Source organism: Pseudoalteromonas sp. McH1-42 (assembly GCF_022347845.1).
GTDB classification, from domain to species: domain Bacteria; phylum Pseudomonadota; class Gammaproteobacteria; order Enterobacterales; family Alteromonadaceae; genus Pseudoalteromonas; species Pseudoalteromonas rubra_D.
Window position 1 is genome coordinate 51326 of sequence record NZ_JAKRFU010000023.1, and the last position, 19716, is coordinate 71041.

General features: G+C 49.5%; 17 protein-coding genes. 7 read left to right on the forward strand and 10 right to left on the reverse strand.

Translation table 11 applies throughout. The features are described 5' to 3' along the window. Position 1: 1 nt before the first annotated feature. Together relA and rlmD are read right to left on the reverse strand one after the other, a co-directional pair. Entirely contained in the window at positions 2–2158 is a 2157-nt protein-coding gene (gene relA, locus MHN31_RS19285; RefSeq protein WP_125562161.1) for a GTP diphosphokinase, read from the reverse strand. A 4-nt stretch (positions 2159–2162) separates the two neighbouring features. Then, complete coding sequence (rlmD, locus tag MHN31_RS19290; RefSeq protein ID WP_239445086.1) at positions 2163–3488, reverse strand: 23S rRNA (uracil(1939)-C(5))-methyltransferase RlmD; 1326 nt, start codon at positions 3486–3488, stop codon at positions 2163–2165. 82 nt (positions 3489–3570) lie between these two features. On the opposite strand from rlmD, the gene barA reads away from it, so the two are divergent. Further along, entirely contained in the window at positions 3571–6348 is a 2778-nt protein-coding gene (barA, locus tag MHN31_RS19295; RefSeq protein WP_010386741.1) for a two-component sensor histidine kinase BarA, read from the forward strand. A gap of 86 nt (positions 6349–6434) precedes the next feature. Here barA and MHN31_RS19300 read toward each other — a convergent pair whose 3' ends face one another. The 8 genes from MHN31_RS19300 to pspA all read right to left on the reverse strand — a co-directional run bounded on the left by MHN31_RS19300 (position 6435) and on the right by pspA (position 13117). Beyond that, positions 6435–6779 carry a 4a-hydroxytetrahydrobiopterin dehydratase gene (locus MHN31_RS19300; RefSeq protein ID WP_010386740.1) on the reverse strand — a complete coding sequence of 115 codons (345 nt, stop codon included), beginning with the start codon at positions 6777–6779 and terminating at the stop codon, positions 6435–6437. Between the two features lie 10 nt (positions 6780–6789). Then, entirely contained in the window at positions 6790–7587 is a 798-nt protein-coding gene (phhA, locus tag MHN31_RS19305) for a phenylalanine 4-monooxygenase (protein ID WP_125562168.1), read from the reverse strand. Positions 7588–7800: 213 nt separating this feature from the next. After that, the gene (locus MHN31_RS19310) at positions 7801–8979 is read right to left on the reverse strand and encodes an aminotransferase class I/II-fold pyridoxal phosphate-dependent enzyme (RefSeq protein WP_239445087.1); all 1179 of its coding nucleotides are present in this window, start codon (positions 8977–8979) and stop codon (positions 7801–7803) included. Between the two features lie 200 nt (positions 8980–9179). Beyond that, entirely contained in the window at positions 9180–10256 is a 1077-nt protein-coding gene (locus MHN31_RS19315; protein ID WP_239445088.1) for a TIGR01620 family protein, read from the reverse strand. Then, positions 10253–11659 (reverse strand): YcjX family protein, encoded by a 1407-nt coding sequence (locus tag MHN31_RS19320; protein WP_239445089.1) that lies wholly within the window; start codon positions 11657–11659, stop codon positions 10253–10255. The genes MHN31_RS19315 and MHN31_RS19320 overlap by 4 nt, the downstream gene beginning before the upstream one ends. Positions 11660–11735: 76 nt before the next feature. After that, positions 11736–12152, reverse strand: a complete 417-nt coding sequence (pspC, locus tag MHN31_RS19325; protein WP_239445090.1) for an envelope stress response membrane protein PspC — start codon at positions 12150–12152, stop codon at positions 11736–11738. Further along, the gene (gene pspB / locus MHN31_RS19330) at positions 12149–12382 is read right to left on the reverse strand and encodes an envelope stress response membrane protein PspB (protein WP_010386732.1); all 234 of its coding nucleotides are present in this window, start codon (positions 12380–12382) and stop codon (positions 12149–12151) included. Before pspB ends, pspC begins: the two co-directional genes overlap by 4 nt. Positions 12383–12457: 75 nt before the next feature. Continuing rightward, complete coding sequence (gene pspA, locus MHN31_RS19335) at positions 12458–13117, reverse strand: phage shock protein PspA (protein ID WP_010386731.1); 660 nt, start codon at positions 13115–13117, stop codon at positions 12458–12460. A gap of 181 nt (positions 13118–13298) precedes the next feature. Here pspA and pspF point away from each other — a divergent pair, with 181 nt between their 5' ends. From pspF to MHN31_RS19365, 6 genes are all read left to right on the forward strand, one after another. Beyond that, positions 13299–14363, forward strand: coding sequence for a phage shock protein operon transcriptional activator (gene pspF, locus MHN31_RS19340; RefSeq protein ID WP_125562178.1), 1065 nt, complete (start codon positions 13299–13301; stop codon positions 14361–14363). An 89-nt stretch (positions 14364–14452) separates the two neighbouring features. Continuing rightward, positions 14453–16033, forward strand: coding sequence for an ABC transporter substrate-binding protein (locus tag MHN31_RS19345; RefSeq protein WP_239445094.1), 1581 nt, complete (start codon positions 14453–14455; stop codon positions 16031–16033). Positions 16034–16035: 2 nt separating this feature from the next. After that, entirely contained in the window at positions 16036–17070 is a 1035-nt protein-coding gene (locus tag MHN31_RS19350) for an ABC transporter permease subunit (RefSeq protein WP_010386728.1), read from the forward strand. Further along, positions 17057–17950: an ABC transporter permease subunit gene (locus tag MHN31_RS19355; protein ID WP_125562180.1), complete on the forward strand. Its 894-nt coding sequence runs from the start codon at positions 17057–17059 to the stop codon at positions 17948–17950. The genes MHN31_RS19350 and MHN31_RS19355 overlap by 14 nt, the downstream gene beginning before the upstream one ends. Beyond that, complete coding sequence (locus tag MHN31_RS19360; RefSeq protein WP_049863396.1) at positions 17950–18957, forward strand: oligopeptide/dipeptide ABC transporter ATP-binding protein; 1008 nt, start codon at positions 17950–17952, stop codon at positions 18955–18957. Before MHN31_RS19355 ends, MHN31_RS19360 begins: the two co-directional genes overlap by 1 nt. Further along, entirely contained in the window at positions 18942–19703 is a 762-nt protein-coding gene (locus tag MHN31_RS19365) for an ATP-binding cassette domain-containing protein (protein WP_125562182.1), read from the forward strand. The genes MHN31_RS19360 and MHN31_RS19365 overlap by 16 nt, the downstream gene beginning before the upstream one ends. Positions 19704–19716: the final 13 nt, after the last annotated feature.

Below are 19716 nucleotides of genomic sequence, written 5' to 3' on the forward strand. Positions count from 1 at the left end.
CTCAGTGTTGTCTCCTGGCTTCAAACACGCCTTCAATCTGCATCAGTTTAGTAAGTAGGCGATTCATTGCACCTAGGTCGCCCACTTCCAGTTTCATCGTGAAAATCGCGACATCTTTGTCATCCAGGGTATTGACGTTCATATTCATCACATTGAGTTTTTCGTTGGCCAGCACCGAACTGATGTCGCGGATCAGGCCATGGCGGTCATTAGCTTCAATATGTAGAGTAACGGCATAACTGGAACGGACTTCGTCCGCCCAGCTGACAGCGATTTCCCGTTCTGGGTGCTGCTCACAAATATGGGCAAAAGAATCACAATCGGCGCGATGCACCGCAATGCCCCGCCCCTGGGTGATATAACCCACGATTTCATCACCGGGTACGGGCTGACAGCACTTTGCAACATGGCTCATCAGATTACCAACGCCCTCCACCACAATGCCATTACTATCGCCCTTGTGTTTTTTCGGCGCGCTCATTTTGAGCTTAGGCATAGGCTCAGGTTTGTCCTGCACGTAGTTCAGGAACTGATTAATACGAATATCACCGGCCCCAATGGCCACCATCAAATCGTCGAGCTCTTTAAAATTAAACCGTTCAATGGCTGAGTCTAGATCCTTGTAAGTCAAATCCAGCTTTTGCAGGTGCCCATCGAGGATCTCTTTACCAGCCTGAAGGTTTTTATCTCTGTCTTGTTGCTTAAACCAGTGATGTATCTTGCTGCGCGCTCTGGATGAATGAACATATCCCAAAGACGGACTAAGCCAATCCCGACTTGGCGAGGGGTTTTTCTGAGTCAGTATCTCGACCTGATCGCCAGTCGATAACTTATGGGTAAACGGCACTATCTTGCCAAATACCTTAGCACCAATGCAGCGATGGCCAACATTGGAGTGAATATAGTAGGCAAAATCCAATGGCGTGGCGCCCAGTGGCAGATCAAAAATATCGCCTTTGGGTGTAAAGACATACACTCGGTCTTCCACAACCTGATTTTTTAACTCTTCCGCCAGTTCACTGCCATCAACTACTTCTTCTTGCCATTGCAGCAGTTTTCTCAGCCAGCTGATTTTTTGCTCGTACCCCGAGCCACGACCCGGCAAAGCACCTTCTTTGTACATCCAGTGCGCCGCTACGCCCAGTTCTGCATCCTGATGCATGGCCTGGGTACGGATCTGGATCTCAACGGTTTTACCTTCAGGGCCAAAAACCACCGTGTGAATTGACTGATAACCATTCTGTTTAGGCGTCGCAACATAGTCATCAAATTCTTTGTGCAGATGTCGCCAATTGGTATGCACTATGCCCAGCGCACCATAACAATCCTGAATTTCATTGACCACCACCCGCATGGCGCGGATATCAAACAGCTGATCAAACTCATAATTCTTTTGCATCATTTTCTTGTAGATGCTGTAAATATGCTTAGGACGGCCGTACACTTCTGCCTCTATACCGGCGTCTTTAAGCTTATTCTGGACTAACTCCACCATACTGGCCATGTAGGCTTCACGATCAAGGCGTTTGTCTGACAGCTGCTTGGCAATGTTTTTATAAGTTGTTGGATGCAAATAGCGAAATGAGAGATCTTCGAGCTCCCACTTGAGTTGCCCTATTCCCAACCGGTTTGCCAACGGCGCAAAGATATTAGCCGTGGCCTTTGCGGCCACCACTCGTTCTTCTTCAGAAGCATTTTTTACGGCGCGCAGGTAGCAGATCTGCTCGGCCAGCTTGATCACCACAGCACGCACATCTTCCACCATGGCCAATAACATGCGACGAATTTTGTCGATTTGCAGACTGCCTTTCCCCTGGTGTGCCAAAGTGCTGATCGACGCCATTTGTTCAACGCCTTTGAGCAACAAGGCAACATTTTCACCTTGTGCCTGCTCAATGGCATCAAGCTCAACTTGCCCGGATAGGAAGTAAGGGGTCAAAAATGCGCCAGCCAGCGACTCTGAATCAAAATTCAGCTCTGCCAGTATCTCAACCATTTCAATGGCTTTGGCCAGGGTGGTGGTTGAATCATCTTGTGGACACAGAGCATAAACCTGATCCAGTCGGTCTCGTTTTTCCTGCGCTAAGTTCAGTAACGCAAGCCGAGCATGAAAATCAGCTGGCAGACCGGATTGATGAGACTGGCGAGTCGCAACCATATAACTACCTCCTTTGGAACAACGCCATGGTTTCTATATGTCCTGTGTGTGGGAACATATTCATTAAGCCTATTTTATCAACCACAAAGCCAGCTTCCAGTAACAGTGCCGCATCTCTGGCCATAGTCACCGGATCGCAGGACACATACAAAACCTGTTTAAATTGCGTCAACGGCAACTGGCGTAGTACTTCATACGCACCTGTGCGTGAAGGGTCTAACACCAGTACGTCCAGCGACTCATGAAACCAAGTTGCTTCTGTCAGTGGCTGAGTCAGATCAAACTGATGAAAACTGACTGTGTCGATGTGGTTAGTGTGCGCATTTTGTCGTGCCATTGCAACCGACTCAGCTACCCCTTCGACAGCAACCACTTCGTTCGCTTGTTTTGCCAGCAATAGCGAGAAGTTACCAATCCCACAAAACAGATCCAACAGACGCTCCTGGCCTGTCAAAGCCAGCCAGTCCAGCGCCTGTTTTAGCATCAACTCGTTAATGTCCCGATTAACCTGAATAAAGTTACTCAGTTTAAATTCAAACGTCACACCGGCACTTTGATAAGCTGGCAATCTGTCATAACTCGGCTCCGTCTTGCCATCATCCCAGATCAGCTGCCAGTTATGCGCCGCAAGGCGCTCAGCGACATGCATTTTAGCCTGATCACTGACTGCGCGAATATGACGAAACAGCACAAATGCGCCGTTGTCAGCCGCACACAGCTGAATATGGCTGACGCTGCGTAGCTCCGGATGACTATTTAACACTTGCCGTAACGCGTCAAAGCCACCAGCAAAGGCATCGACCATCACCGAACAGTGGTTAATTTCGATGATCTTCTTCGACCCTGCTGCCCGAAAACCCAGTTTAATCTGATCGTTTTGTTTATCATAAATACAGGCGATGCGCGCTGCACGACGATAATGACGTGTCTGACCTGTCAAAGGTGACATCCAGGGCAGCTCAGTTGCACCGGCAAATTTGTCAAACAACGCACTCACCGCTTGCTGTTTGTGTACCAGTTGCGCACTGGCGTCCAGGTGTTGCAACGAGCAGCCACCACACTGTTGATAGTACTCACAAAATGGCGTAACCCGCTGCTCACTTGGCGTAAGCACTTTGACGGTGCGCGCTTCGAAAACACGACTTTTCTGGGTGTGAATGCGCGCTTTAACCCGCTCAGAACTCAGTGCGCCATCGACAAAGCCAACTTTGCCCTGGTGTCTACATACACCTCGTCCCTGGTGATCTAATGAGTCGATCTGCAGTTCCACTGTCTCGACTTGCTTACTACGTTGTTTAGAAGATTTTCCAGCACGAAATATTTGTGCCATATTGCCGCCCCTATAAGATTGCTAAACACCCGTTAACTCGATACTCTAGGACTCAGACTACTTACTGTTTTACATCCAATTTATGTCTAAATTGAGTTTGCGCGACAGCGTATTAGTGTTGACCCTGATCCCAACGGTGTTAATCGGCCTGGTACTTGGCGGCTATTTTACTATAAATCGTTACGTTGAGCTTGAACAAATCCTCAAGCAACAAGGCACCAGCCTGGCCAATACACTGGCAATGACCGTGGAGCAACCGCTGGCCGACAAAGATAAAGCCAGATTGCATCGGGTGATCACCACTACGCACAATCAGCATGGCAATTTCGTCAATAGCATCGCGCTGTTCAATGAAGACAATCAATTGCTTTTGACCAGTAACTATCACAATGATTTTAATCAGCTGCATTATCGTGGCAATGTGACTGAGTTACATGCAACCGAAATCGTCCAGTATCTCAACAGGTACATTATTTTTGCGCCGGTGAAGTTACAGCAACAGCCCGCCTCCGACTGGCAAAATGCCCATACCCGCACCACCGCCGTGCTGATGATAGAACTCAGTAAAGATCAAGCCATCATTGGCCAGCAACAGGCCCTGCTGTTCAGTGGTGCCATCATTATGGTGGCCTTGTTGCTCAGTGCCTTTGTCTCAACCAGGCTGAGCCGGATGTTCTCAACGCCCCTGTCCCATTTACTCCTGGCCACAGATAAACTCCTTGAAGGCAAAACCAAAATCGGTGTAGAACAACCGATGCAGGGCGAGTTTGACTTACTCCGAGAAGGGCTGATCACCATTAGTGAAAAAATGGTGTTGCAACGCGATGAGATGCAAAAGCACATAGATCAGGCGACCTGCGATTATCGGGAAACACTGGAACAGTATGAAACTCAGAACATTCAGCTGAACATTGCCAAAAAAGAAGCACAGGTTGCCAACCGGGTTAAATCTGACTTCCTGGCCAAAATGAGTCATGAATTAAGAACCCCGCTTAACGGCGTTATCGGCTTTACCCGCCAACTGTATAAAACCCCACTCAACAAACACCAAAAAGACTATCTGGATACCATAGAGTTGTCTGCCAATAGCCTGTTGACCATCATCAGTGACATTCTGGATTTCTCTAAACTCGAAGCCGGCGCGATGGAGCTTGAAAGTATCCAATTCCAGCTCAGGGATGCGGTCAATGAGGTCATGACGCTGCTTGCACCCAGTGCCTATGAAAAGCAACTGGAACTGTCGATTGCCATTAATCGCCAGGTACCGGACAACCTGGTCGGCGACCCTACGCGCTTTAAACAGGTGCTGATCAACCTGATCAGCAATGCCGTGAAGTTTACCGAAAAAGGCTCAGTCAAAGTCGACATCAGCCATCGCCTCAAAGGGGATAGTCAGACATCACTCCTGATTTCTGTTAGTGATACCGGTTTAGGCATTGCTCAGGAGAAACAAGACACACTCTTTACCCCGTTTGCGCAAGCCGACTCCAGCATTACCCGCAAGTTCGGCGGCACGGGGCTTGGCTTAATCATCACTAAACACATTGTTGAAGCCATGAGTGGTCGAATCACGCTGAACTCTGCCCCGGGCAATGGCTCCTGCTTTACCTTTAATGCCATTTTTAACCTGCCAAGCCGCTTGTTCGACGATGACCTGCCGACTAAGCCGCTTGAGAACAAGCGCGTGTTGTATTTTGAACCACAAGAGCATACCCGCAATGCCGTTCAGGCTCAGCTGGAAGACTGGGCAATGCAGGTCACCTGCTGTAAAAATGAAGACACTTTCTTCGCCGCATTAGAGCAAGAGTTTAGGTATGACATCTGCCTGATAGGCAATATGGCAACGGTAGACGACATGCAAACCGTAAAGGCCTATATCACTCAGGCCAGAGAGATGGCGGATTACCTGTATTTGATGGTGAATACCATCTCTCACAACATGCGCGAGTCGTTAATTGGCAGTGGTGCAGACGCCTGTATTAGCAAACCCATGCATCACCGTAAACTGTGCGATATGCTCGCTGCACCTTACCGCTTAGATCACCCCAGTGTGTCGATTGACGATACGGATTTGGCGCACTTACCGCTCAAAGTCATGATAGCCGATGACAATGATGCCAATTTAAAGCTGCTTTATACTTTGCTGGAAGAACAAGTAGACACCATAGACACCGCCCACAACGGCGCACAGGCCGTCAGCTTATGTAAATCACAAAAGTATGACCTGATATTTATGGATATTCAGATGCCGATTATGGATGGCATCACGGCATGCCGAACAATCAAAGAATCCTCACTCAATGACGATACCCCGATCATTGCAGTAACGGCCCATGCGTTGACCGGTGAAAAAGAGCAATTGATCAAAGACGGCTTCAACGGCTATATGACAAAGCCCATAGACGAAGACATGTTACGTCAGATCATTTGTGATCACAGCCCCTCGCTGCCACCGGAAAAACAAAAAACACAACAGCCTCAGGTTGCCAGTATTGCCCCGTTTGAAAGCCATTTGCTGGACTGGGAGCTGGCGTTGCAACGTGCAGGCAATAAACCTGAGCTGGCGCTGGAGATGCTGGATATGCTGTTGCAGAGTGTTCCCGAAACCTTAGAGCAGCTGAATGGCTCTGCACAACAGGAAGACACCCAAACTTTGCTGACCGTGATCCACAAATTTCATGGTGCCTGCTGTTATACCGGCGTCCCCACGCTCAAGAACCTGGCCGAAACGCTGGAAACGGCATTAAAACAATCACGCGATTTTGATTACATTGAACCAGAACTACTAGAGCTGATTGATGAACTGGAACATTTAGAGCGGGATTCACAAACAGTATCGGGACCGACACTCACGCATTAGCGCACGTAAAGGGGTTGCCCGCTATACTTCGGCAACCTTACAGGCATTAAAAAAGGCGCTGATGCGCCTTTTTTATTTGCCCAACATTATAGTGCGGCAAAAATCTCGTCAGTTTTCGCAGCACAGATGAAGTCATTTTTGTGCAGACCTTTGATAGAATGGCTCCACCAAGTTACCGTCACTTTGCCCCATTCGGTCAGCAGACCAGGGTGATGACCTTCATCTTCCGCCATATCACCCACTTTGTTAGTGAATGCAATGGCTTGCTTGAAATTCTTGAACTTATAAACACGCTCAAGCTGCATAATGCCATCACGTACTTCTGGCACCCAATCCGGGATCAGCTTGATCAGTTCAGCTAATTCGGCATCTGACACTTTAGGCGCATCCGCACGACACGCTTCACATTTTTGTGCACTTAAATCAGACATCAATAAATCCTTAACTTGCTAGTTTGTTTTTAGGTGGGAACTTAGGCTCAAACAGGCCCAGCTCTTTGGCCTTGCGTACAAGCGCCATAATATCCATTTGTGAGATCTCAAACAAATCATCAATGGCGTTAATGGTGTAGTACAAAGGCTGCATAATATCAATTCGATAAGGCGTACGCAGTACATCAAGTACTTCTAACGGGTTAATCTCTGGCTCACCACTGTAAACATATTGAGTCTCACCCGGGCTCGACAAAATCCCACCGCCATAAATACGCAGACCATCTTCGGTTTGCATCAGACCGAACTCAACGGTGAACCAGTAAAGACGAGCCAGATAGACACGATCTTTTTTCTCCGCAGCGTAACCTAACTGGCCATATCTATGTGTGAACTCAGCAAAAGCGGGGTTGGTCAGCATGGCACAGTGACCGAAAATTTCGTGGAAAATATCCGGCTCCTGAAGATAATCAAACTCCTCGCGGCTACGGATAAAAGTTGCAACCGGAAATTGTTTGTTCGCAAGGAGGCGGAAAAACTCATCAAAGTCGATCAACGCAGGGACTGGCGCAACCTGCCAGCCAGTTTCGCGCTCCAGTGCTTCATTCAGCTCATGCAACTGCGGAATACGATCGTGAGGTAAATTGATTTTTTGCAGGCCTTCGAGATACTCATCACACGCTTTGCCTTTAATGCACTCAAGCTGTCTGGCAACCAGCTCAGACCAGATCTGATTTTCTTCTTCTGTCCATTCGATCAGGCCCTGCTCGTTGGGCTGCTTAGACGTGTATTTACTCGATTTAGCCATAGTAACCTTCTTGGTAATGCGTCGCATTTGAACAAAAACAACGCGTCAAAGTGTTATCCGGATACTATGTAAAAGTGAGGAAAAGTTTAATAGCCAGGCCTGAAATCGACCTGGCCAGAAAGGTCATTTTTGTACACTTTAAATTACACAAATAGACACAAAAACATACACCCTATATTTTAAAGGGCCTATAGAACCACTTGGTGTAAATTTTTATATACACAAAAACGCATTTTCTAGGTCAGCGATGATATCTTCCACCGCTTCCAGTCCCACAGAAATGCGGATCAGACCATCAGAAATCCCAGCTGCCTGACGCTCTTCTGGTGTGTAGGGAGAGTGCGTCATCGATGCCGGGTGCTGGATCAGCGTTTCTGGATCGCCCAGACTCACGGCCAGTGTGCAAAGCTCAGTGGCATTTATAAACTTCTCACCCTCACTGACTCCGCCTTTGATCTCAAATGCAATGACACCACCAGCCCCTTTCATTTGCTCACCAAGGTATCGATAACCTGGATGAGACGGCAAGCCCGGGTAGTAAACGGTATCCACCTTCGGATGGCCATCAAGGAACTCAGCCACTTTCTGTGCATTTTCACAATGGCGCGCAACGCGCACATGCAAGGTTTTAAGGCCACGATTGATAAGCCAGGCATCGTGTGGACTGATGGTCGCGCCGATGTCTTTCAATACGGTCAGTTTGATAAGTTCGATATGCTCTGCACTGCCACACACAATGCCTGCGACCACGTCGCCATGTCCGTTGAGGTACTTAGTGGCACTGTGGACCACAATGTCGATACCAAAGTGCTTTGGTTTTTGCAGTAATGGCGTCATAAAGGTGTTGTCTACCACACTGATCAACTTATGCTGCTGAGCAAACTGCCCCAACATTGCCAAATCCAATACCGTCATATTTGGATTGATCGGTGTTTCGGCAAATAACATCTTACTGTTTGGCTGCACCGCGTCGGCCAGTGCCTGTGGATCGGTCATATCAACAAAGGTCACTTCGATACCGAATTTGGGCAACATGTGCGCAAATAAAGCGAAGCTACATCCATACAGGGCTTTGGATGCAATCAGGTGATCGCCTTGCTGTAAAAAGCTCAGCACGGAAGCGGATACAGCGCCCATGCCAGTTGCGGTGGCCGCAGCATCTTCCATTTCTTCCAGCTGAGCGAGCTTTTCTTCCAGCTCTCGGGTGGTAGGGTTGCCAAGGCGAGTGTAGATATAACCAGCCTCTTCACCGGCAAAACGCGCAGCTCCCTGTGCCGCATCTTTAAACTTGAATGTTGAACTCTGATACAAAGGCGCCGTCAGTGCACCATGTGGATCATCAAAGTGGTGTGGACCATGAATACAGTTGGTCTGATCGTGTAACTTCTTCATTGCTTGCCTATTTTTGTTATTCGGATGAATACTAATTAGATATTCCATGGCACAAAAATGTACAAGCGTGCCGGACGCGCAGATGGCTAACCCGAGCCGGTTAAATTCACTCGGGTGTACACATAAGTTGTCATGAAAAATAGGAAAAGCCAGGGTTTCCTTTCATATCAAACCCCAATAGAAAAGTGTGCACTTACATACTAAACTTTATTAGTCTCCTCCGACTTGTCAGGGGACTGACGAATTAACAGCTTTGCAAGTTGCCGCGCTGTTTGCGACAAGTATCCAGCAGCCGGCGCCTTAGCAGGAATAGGCCGACATAAATCCATGGCTTTATAACCCAGTCGGGCGGTGAACACGCCGGCGCTGAGCCCCTGTGCTGAGCGTGCGGACAATTTACCCAGCAGCTCTGCGCCCAGGCTGGTGGCAGCCAGATCGCTCAGCAACTCACTGGCACCGACAAAAACGATCTGCTTGAGCAGCAAACGGTAAAGTTCGATGCGACTGCGATACCCCAGTTTAATCCCGTACAACTGGCTGATCCGCTCAATCAGCGTAACACCCCGCCATAACACGGCCAGCATATCGGTAATGGCCATTGGGCTAATCGCCACCATCAGTGCTGACGTACTGGCAAACTGAGCTATCAAAGCCCGGGCCTGCTCGTCCAGGTCCTTTAATAAAGTCGCATCATATAAAGCCAGTACTTCCTGATCGGTAAAATGAGGCTGGACTGTCGCCATAAACTGACTAACCTGATGAGGATCATGCTGCTTTAACAGCGGCTTCAGCCAGGTCTGTGCTTCACCGATCTGGTTGCTGCTCATTAATCTTTGTGCCCCGGCGCGTTGCTGTTGCAACTTTTTAAGTTTGCCAAGCGCACGTATTTCCGACCAACAGAACTTGCCCAGCACAGCCAGCGCACTCACAATGACCACCCCATACAACCCGGCCAGCAGCCAACTGCGGCTGAGCGCCTCGATCAATGTCAGACCCATTTCTACCGGAATGAGAATGGCCAGTCCCAGCAGCAATAATTTGCGCCAGGTCAGTCCCGTGCTGACCGGTTTTGTGACTGTTTCCACATTGAGCGACTGCAACTGAGTATCCAGCGCCGGTTCCGGGACGTGTGATGTCCCAACCTCGATGTGCTCCGCGCTCTCGTCTATTCGTCGGGCTTGTTGCGTATCGCCGGGTTCTGTTGCTGGCTGGGCAGCCTGTGGTGCTGCTTCAACCCGAACTCGCCGTCCTCTGGGTGACTGGGCAGGCTCACTCATAAAAGTTTATCTCCCAATAAAAACTGTAATACATGGTCCAGACGAATATGTTCAATTTGCCCCTGATAAGCCGGGTAAGGCTCAAAAGACAAAAACTCATAGCCCTGTTTTGGCCACTGCTGCTCAGTCGGCAGATGCTCAGGCGGAATGGGCGGTAAATAACTGATATAGTTTGATTCACCAACCGGCTTACCATAAATACAAGACAGGGGTTTCCCCTGCTCAGTGAGCTGTTTTGGCTGGGTGCTCTTCACTGAAGAAATCGCCATCGTATCTATATCAACCCCTGAGAATTTCAGTTCGTTTTCGCTGGGGATCAGTAAAGCGTGTAACAACCGGGTCAGCTTATCCTGATCTGCCAGCGCAACACTGTCACATTTATTGGCAGCAAACAGCACCTTATCTATGCTGGGACGAAATAAACGCCCCAGTAAACCACTTTTACCATGACGAAACATCGCCAGCGTATCGCTTAATGCAGCCTGAGTTTCCGTTAATGTGGTATGTCCATCATTAAGCGCACTGAGCAAATCCACCAGCACCAGTTGGCGGTCGAAGCGGCAAAAATGCTCCCGGTAAAACGGGGTGATAACCTGCTTTTTATAGGCTTCAAAGCGCTGTTCGAGGTGGTGATACTGGCTCTGCTCAGATGCATTTTGTGGGGCTGGTAATGGGAAAAACTGCAAAATTGGTGCACCGTCGAGCTCTCCGGGGATCAACATGCGGCCGGGCTGTAGCTGCGCCAGTTGAGTGTGTGCCTTAAGCTGCTTTAACACATCCGCATAGAGACTGGCTATCGTTGTGAGCTCGCTTTCATTCACCGCTGCGCATGCATCAAATTGTTCTAATTGCTGTAAAAAAGGCGCACTGACCTGTGCATAGTCGGTTTTTTTCAAACGATTGAGTTGTTGCTCACTCCAGGATGCAAAATCCTGATTCAACATCGGCAAATCCATTAGCCATTCACCCGGATAATCGATCAACTCCAGGTAAACAGTGTGGGTTTCACTGAGGTGCTGTCTGACCCCCTGCGCCGAGCGAAACTTCAACGCCAGCGTCAGGGTATTAATCCGCTGCGTGGAAGGTGGCCAGCTGGGTGGATCGGCCAGTAAATGCTGCACTGCATGTTGGTACTCAAACCGGGGAATGTCCAGTGCACTTTGTGGGACCTGCTTGCAGGCAATTAATCGCTGCTCTCGCACAACTTCAAAAAAAGGCAGGTTCTGTGCTGTCGCCTGAGTGGTTAAGTGTTTCACTAACGCCGTAATAAAGGCCGTTTTACCACTCCCGCTGAATCCGGTCACAGCCAGTTTGACATGTCTGTCCAGGCTTCGAGTGAGGGTTTTATGGGTGGTTTGCTGTAGCTTTTGCAGCGCCCTGGCAGTCAAGCCCGATACACTCATAAAGACACATCTTCCTTATTTTGTAGGCAAAGGTGGCAGGGCTGCCAATATCAGGCAGCGCCCCTTCGCACTCTGATCAGAGTTTGTTGATCTCGCGTTTTACCGTGTACTCACTCGAGGTGACGTACGTTTCCATGTGCTGGATACGGCCATCCAGGCGTGTTAAGCGTTCTTTCAGGTCAAACAGGGCCTGACGCGGCGGCTCACCTTTTTGCCAGACTTTAAACTTGACCGAAACAGGATCTTCATCTTTGCTCGAGTAGTTACTGTCTGTGCCCGGCGTCGATGGTGTTTCTGCCTTTTTGTCCAAAATAAACCAACAGGCAATATAAACTACAATAAACAGTGGGCCACCTGATAACAACACAGCGGTTACAAACAGGATCCGAACCAGCCAAAGCTCCATGTCAAAGTAATCACTGAGCCCAGCACATACGCCCGCTAACTTGCCCCTTTTCGGGTCGCGGTATAATTCTCGTCTACGTTTACTCATACTTTGCGTCTCCATTCTGGTGACTCTTGGTCAAGCAGGGCCTCCAACGTTTCAACGCGCTGCGCCATTTTCTCTGCTTTGTGTGCCAACTCTACCAGCTGGCGGTGCTCGTGTTCGCTTAGCCCCTGACTCACCTGCTTTTTGCTGCGATAGTGCAGGATCAACCATAGCGGCGCCACAACAATCATAAAAATGATGATCGGGGCGACTAAAATCTCTGCATCAAACATATTCCTCTCCTGTCTAACCTGGGCACGTTGTTGTTTTCATTATTGCACCTACCTTAACAGCAGGTGCAGTCAAATTCACTTATCGGCTAACTTTTTCTTCAACGCCTCAAGCTCATCATCTACTTTTTCATTTTTTTGCAGATCGGCAATCTCATCAGCCAGCGATTTTTTACCTAAATCGTATGACTCAACTTGAGACTCCAGTCCGTCGATTTTGCTCTCGTAACGTTCGAAACGATTCAGTGCATCCTCGACTTTACTGCTGTCCAGCGCCTTTTTCACATCCAGACGTGATTCGGCAGAGCGCTGACGCAGTACAATGGCTTTTTGACGCGCTTTTGCATCGGCTAGCTTTTCCTGCAGCGTCGTCACTTCCTGTTGCAGCTTCTCAATGTGTGACTCAACATGTGACAATTCCTGAGACACGCTGTCTGCTGCATCCGTGGCTTTTTGCTTTTCTAGCAGCGCCGCACGTGCCAGATCCTCGCGGTCTTTAGTCAGTGCCAATTCTGCCTTTTGCTGCCAGTCATCGGCCTGCGTACGCAGCTGTTCAACACGACGCTCCAGCTCTTTCTTCTCTGCCAGCGTCTTTGCCGACGTCGAACGTACTTCAACTAAGGTGTCTTCCATTTCCTGAATGATCAAACGGACCATTTTTTCTGGATCTTCCGCTTTATCCAGAATCGCATTGATATTAGAATTAACAATATCAGCAAAACGTGAAAAGATTCCCATAATCTATTACCTCTTTGGTTAGTAATTTAGTTTGCTGATTAGATGTATCAATTAGCTTGCCAACTTTTCAATAAAATTACTTTATTAAAATCAACAAGTTATAATTATAGAAAAAGACTTTCGCTTCACCATTTTTTAAAATACACTAGATGTTAGTCAAAAATACTAAGAGTTAGGCAATATGAGCCAGTTTCGCCAACAGGATAATTTACTCGGCCAGTCGGATAGCTTTTTAGCTGTATTAGATCAGGTGTCGCAACTGGCACCTCTGGAAAAGCCAGTACTGATCATCGGGGAACGTGGAACCGGTAAAGAACTGATCGCAGCCCGTTTGCACTACCTGTCAGAGCGGTGGGACCAGAACTATGTCAAACTCAACTGTGCCGCACTGAATGAAAACCTGCTGGAGAGTGAACTGTTTGGTCATGAAAGTGGCGCATTTACCGGGGCCAGCAAACGCCACGAAGGCCGCTTTGAACGCGCCAACAGCGGCACACTGTTCCTCGATGAACTTGCGAATACATCCGCCATGGTGCAGGAAAAACTGCTGCGGGTAATAGAATATGGCGAATTCGAACGGGTGGGCGGTAAACAAACGGTCAAAGTGGACACCCGCCTTGTTTGCGCGACCAACGAAGACCTGCCAACTCTTGCCGACAATGGTGAGTTTCGTCATGATTTGCTGGATCGGCTGGCGTTTGACGTCATCACCTTACCGCCGCTGCGCGAACGTAAAGAAGATATCCTGCTGCTGGCCGAACATTTCGCCATTAATATGGCCCGCGATCTGGGCTGGTCGTTGTTCAGTGGCTTTACCCGCAGCGCTACAGAGTTGCTGCTCGATTACCCCTGGCCGGGCAATATTCGTGAACTCAAGAATGTAGTAGAACGAAGTTTATATCGCCATGGCAGCGAACAGCTGGCCGTTCACCAGATTGTATTCGACCCGTTCGCCAGCCCTTATCGACCCACACAGAGAATTAAAAAGGCCGCAGAAACACCAGCTCCGGCAGCGGTTGCCCCTGTCGTCATGGCAGAAGCAACGCAAACCAAGCCCGCACCGGCCGCGTTTCCTTGCGATTTAAAAACGCTGTCTAATGAATTTGAAATCGACCTGCTGCGTACTGCTTTAGAGCACAGCCAGTTTAACCAGAAAAAAACCGCTCAGAACCTCGGACTGACCTATCACCAGCTACGAGGCTACCTGAAAAAATACAACCTACTGGACTCGCAACAAGAGGCTTAGCCGTGGCTAACAGAGCAACTGATAAAACATCAACCCGAGTGCCCCACTCAGCGCATCCGGGCCTACGCTGGCTGCTGTCTATCGGCGCTTTGCTCAGCGTCCTGCTAAGTGGCTGTGGTGACAGAACCGCACAAGCCCAGCGTAAGATCCAGGGCATCGTCTATTGCGCCGAAGCCAACCCGGTCTCGTTTAACCCACAGGTGACGACCACAGGCTCAACCATAGATATCATAGCCAACCAGCTCTACAACACCTTGATCAGTATAGATCCCCTCACCGCTGAATTTCGTCCGGAGCTGGCAACGGCGTGGGAGATCAGTGAAGATGGAAAACAGATCACCTTTACATTGCGCCAAGACGTTACCTTCCACAGTACCGACTACTTCACGCCAACACGCACCATGAATGCGGATGATGTGGTGTTTTCGTTCAATCGCCTGTTCGACGTCTACAATCCTTTTCACTTTGTCGGTGATGCCAATTACCCGTATTTTCAGAGTGTCGGCATGGACCAGTTGATCCGTAGGATAGTCAAAGTAGACGATTACACGGTACGATTTGAGCTATTTAGCAGTGAAAGTAGTTTTTTATCTAATATTGCCACCGACTTTGCTGTGATCTTGTCACAGGAATACGCCATGCAACTGGTAGAGCAGGAAAACAAACAGGATTTCGATATGCTGCCTGTAGGCACAGGCCCGTATAAATACAAAGGCTTCCTGCGTGATAACCTGATCCGTTATCACAAACACCCGGGTTACTGGAAACACGACCTGGCCATGGATCAGCTGGTCTATGACATCACCACCAATAACACCAGCCGTATTGCCAAAATGCTGACCAAAGAATGCGACATCACCGCTCACCCAAGCGCCACGCAGCTGGAAACCCTGGCGGCACGCAGCGATATTCGGGTCGATAAGGCCGTCAATCTAAATGTAGGCTACTGGGCGTTTAACACTGAAAAACCGCCATTTGATAATGTCCTGGTGCGTAAAGCACTGGCGCACAGTATCGACTTTCAAAAAATCATGAAAGCGGTGTTTTACGGGAACGGGATCCAGGCCCGTTCCATATTGCCACCTTCTTCCTGGGCATTTCAGACTCAGGCAATGCCCAGCTATGAGCCCGAGCGGGCTCGGGAATTTTTGATACAAGCAGGTTACCCTGACGGCTTTGAAATGGACTTATGGGCCATGCCGGTGTCACGTATTTATAATCCCAACGCGCGTAAAATGGCCGAGTTGATCCAAAGCGATCTGCGCGAAATCGGCATCCGGGCCACCATCGTTGAGTACGAATGGAATACCTTCCTGGAGCGAGTTGGCAAACATGAACATGACAGTGTACTGCTTGGTTGGGCTGCGGATACACCCGACCCGGACAATTTTTTTAGCCCTTTGTTGAGCTGCACGGCCACATTTAGCGGTAAAAACCCTGCGAACTGGTGTAACCCTGAGTTTGACTTGTTACTGACTCAGGCACTCGACACCACAGATCTGCAACAGCGTAAACAGTTTTACCAGCAGGCCCAGCAAATGCTGATTGCTGAACTACCTGTGGTGCCGATCGCCCATGGTATGCGCTTTCAGGCCAGTAATACCAGCGTCATGGGCATAGAATTACGTCCCTTTGGCGGGATCTCTTTGGCGAACGCGAGGAAAAACTAACTATGTTTGCTGACTTTCTGTTTCGCCGCCTCAGCCTGCTGTTGTTTATGTTGTTTGCGCTCACAGCATTTACCTTTGCACTGAATTATTTGTTTCCCGGAGATCTGCTCACCAACTTCAGTGGTGAACTGAACGCCAATTACAGCCAGACACAAATTCTGGAACAAAAATACCATATCGATGACAACCTGTTGATCCAGTATCAGGCCTTCCTGGTGCGCCTATTTCAGGGCGACTGGGGATTGTCACTGTCTTCAGGCCAGGCCGTATTCGGCCATGTGAAACAGCTGTTTCCAGCAACCATTGAGCTGTGTGTTTATGCGCTCATCGTGGCGCTGTGCCTGGGTATCCCAGCCGGTGTGATTTGCAGTGCCTATCATAATAAGTGGCCAGACAAAGTGATCAGCTCGCTAACCTTATTGGGCTTTTCTATTCCGGTATTCTGGCTGGCGCTGTTATTGATCATGATTTTTTGCCTCAGCTTTGGCTGGTTTCCCATGTCTGGCCGCATTGGCCTGCTATATGAGATCCCACCCGTCACCAACTTTATCCTGCTGGATATCTGGCTACATGACTTCCCGTATGGCGGCCAGGCGTTTGCTGATGCACTGCACCATCTGACGCTGCCCACCGTGGTGCTGGCCATGTATCCCACCACAGTGTTAGTGCGCTTTACCCGCGATTCAATGTTAACTGTGCTGGAACAAAACTACATCAAAACAGCACGCGCTAAGGGTCTCAACCGTCGCCAGTTAATCCTCGACCACGCACTGCGCAATGCGCTGTTGCCGGTGATTAAACAGATAGGTCTGCAATTTAGTACGCTCATCACGCTTGCGATGGTGACAGAAGTGATCTTTTCCTGGCCGGGGATTGGCCGCTGGATGATCGAAAGTATCTATCAGCGTGATTATCCGGCCATTCAGGGCGGCCTGCTTGCGGTCTCCTTTTTTGTCATTTTCGCCAACATGCTGGCTGATGTGATCCACACGCTCCTTGACCCGCTAGCCAGGAACCAGGCCCATGGCAAAGTTTAACCTCTTTACAGAAGAGTCAAACCGCTCTCCGTTATCGCGGCTGTGGCGGAAATTTAAAGCCAACCACCCGGCTCTGGTCGGTTTGTGGTTATTTATTGCGCTTACCTTGCTCGCGTTGCTGGCCCCCTTGCTGGCTCCCTATGGTATTGACCAACAACATGCCGATGCCTTGTTACTGCCACCTTCCTGGCACGATGAGGGCAATGTGAATTTCATTCTGGGTACCGATGATTTAGGCCGCGATGTATTATCCCGCTTGATGCGTGGAGCCACCTACACCTTTGGCTTATCGATTGTCGCAGCATTGTTAACCACCCTGATGGGTGTGGTACTGGGCACGCTGGCTGGATGCAGCCAGGGCTTTAAATCCAGTTTGCTCAATCACCTGCTGGATATCACCCTGGCGATCCCGTCATTGTTACTGGCCATCATCATTATCGCGATCCTGGGCCCCGGCTTGTTCAATACCGTGTGGGCCATTATTTTCGCGCTGCTCCCGCAATATATTCACTCAATCCGCAACCTGGTGGTGGAAGAGCTGAACAAAGACTATATCAGTGCGTTCCGACTGGATGGTGCCACTCGCTGGCAACTGATCATACGGGGCGTACTGCCTAACATTTATGAACACATTGTGGTGATATTCACGCTGGCCTTGTCCACCGCAATTCTGGACATCGCGGCACTGGGCTTCTTGAAACTCGGGGCGCAGCCTCCCACGACTGAATGGGGCGCTATGCTGGCAGAAAACCTGGGACTAATTTACCTTGCCCCCTGGACCGTCGGCTTACCCGGAGCACTGTTGTTTTTATCGGTGCTTGCGACTAACCTTGTCGGTGATGGGTTACGTGACGCTTTGCAGGCAAGAAAGGCGGATTAATGCAATTACTTGATATCAAAAACCTCACCATCGAACTACCCACAGACAATGGCGTGATCCGCGCCGTTGATAGGGTCAGTTTAAGTCTCAAAGAAGGTGAAGTACACGCCCTGGTTGGTGAATCCGGTTCAGGTAAAAGCCTAATAGCCAAAGCCATTGTCGGGGTATTAAACCACCGCTGGCGCGTCACTGCCGACCGGATGCACTGGCAGGGTGTGGACCTAATGCGCCTGAGCCCGGAAAAGCGCCGTAAACTGGTGAGCCGGGATATTGCGATGATCTACCAAGAACCAAGTCGAAGCTTGGATCCCACCGCCAAAATATTTGATCAGGTTGCTGAATCGCTGCCTGACAATTGTTTTAAAGGCGGATTTTTTAGTCGCCGTAATGAGCGCAAAGAAAAGGTGAAGGCGCTGCTGCACAAAGTAGGGATCCGGGATCACCGCCGGGTGTCGAGCAGCTACCCTCATGAGCTGTCGGAAGGCGTCTGCCAGAAAGTAATGATAGCGATGGCCATTGCCAGAAGCCCTAAACTACTAATTGCAGATGAGCCAACCACCGCACTCGAAACCACCACCCGGGCACAGGTTTTCCGCTTATTGAAAAGCCTCAACCAGCTTAAAAACATGTCAATCTTGATGATCACCCACGAGCTGGAAGAAATCGCCGACTGGTCCCATGCCATGCATGTACTCTATTGTGGCCAGATGGTCGAAGCGGGACCCACGACGAAAGTATTTTGCCACCCCTACCACCCTTACACACAGGCGCTGGTAAAATCTCTGCCAGACTACGCGCATGGGATCGGTCACAAGGCGTCTTTCTTTGCGCTCAAAGGCACCATCCCTCCCTTACAACACTTACCTATTGGGTGCCGACTGGGCCCAAGGTGCCCACAGGCACAGCGTGAGTGTGTTGTTACACCGGCTCAGGTGAAATCGCACGGGCATGCCTATGCCTGCCACTTTCCCTTGCTGCAGGAGAAGAAAAAATGCAACCCGTGCTGAAGGTACAATCACTGAATAAAACCTTTAATACCCGGGCAGGCCTGTTCAAACGCAAGCGTGTTAAAGTGCTGAAGGATGTATCTTTTGCCGTTGCACCGGGCGAAACGCTGGCTGTGATTGGCGAAACCGGCTCAGGGAAAAGTACCTTAGCCCGCGTACTGGCGGGGGCTGAGCACGCTGATTCGGGACAGATATTGCTTAATGGTGAAATGATTGAAGACAATGGCCACCAGAACCATGACTGCCGTCATATCCGACTTATCTTTCAGGACCCCACTCGTTCGCTTAACCCAGGCCTGACCATAGGTGATATGCTGGATGATTGTCTGCGCTTAAATACCCAGCTTACCCAGCGTCAGCGCGACAAGAAAATCAATGCGACTTTATCTCGCGTGGGTTTGCTGTCTGAACATTATGACTACTACCCCCATATGTTCAGTGGTGGTCAGTTACAACGGGTTGCGCTGGCACGTGCGCTGATCCTCGATCCCAAAGTTGTGGTACTGGACGAAGCGCTGTCCTCCCTCGATCCATCGGTTCGGGCACAAACCGTAAACTTGCTTCTGGCGCTGCAACGCGATTCCGGGTTGAGCTATATTCTGATCACCCATCATCTCAGTCTGGTGCGCCACATGAGTGATAAATTGCTGGTGTTAAGCCGGGGAAAAAGCGTGGAATACGGGCAAAGCGAAGCGATTTTTCGTGCCCCGCAGTCTAAAGTAATGCAAAAACTGCTGGCTGTTTAACTAATAAAAACAT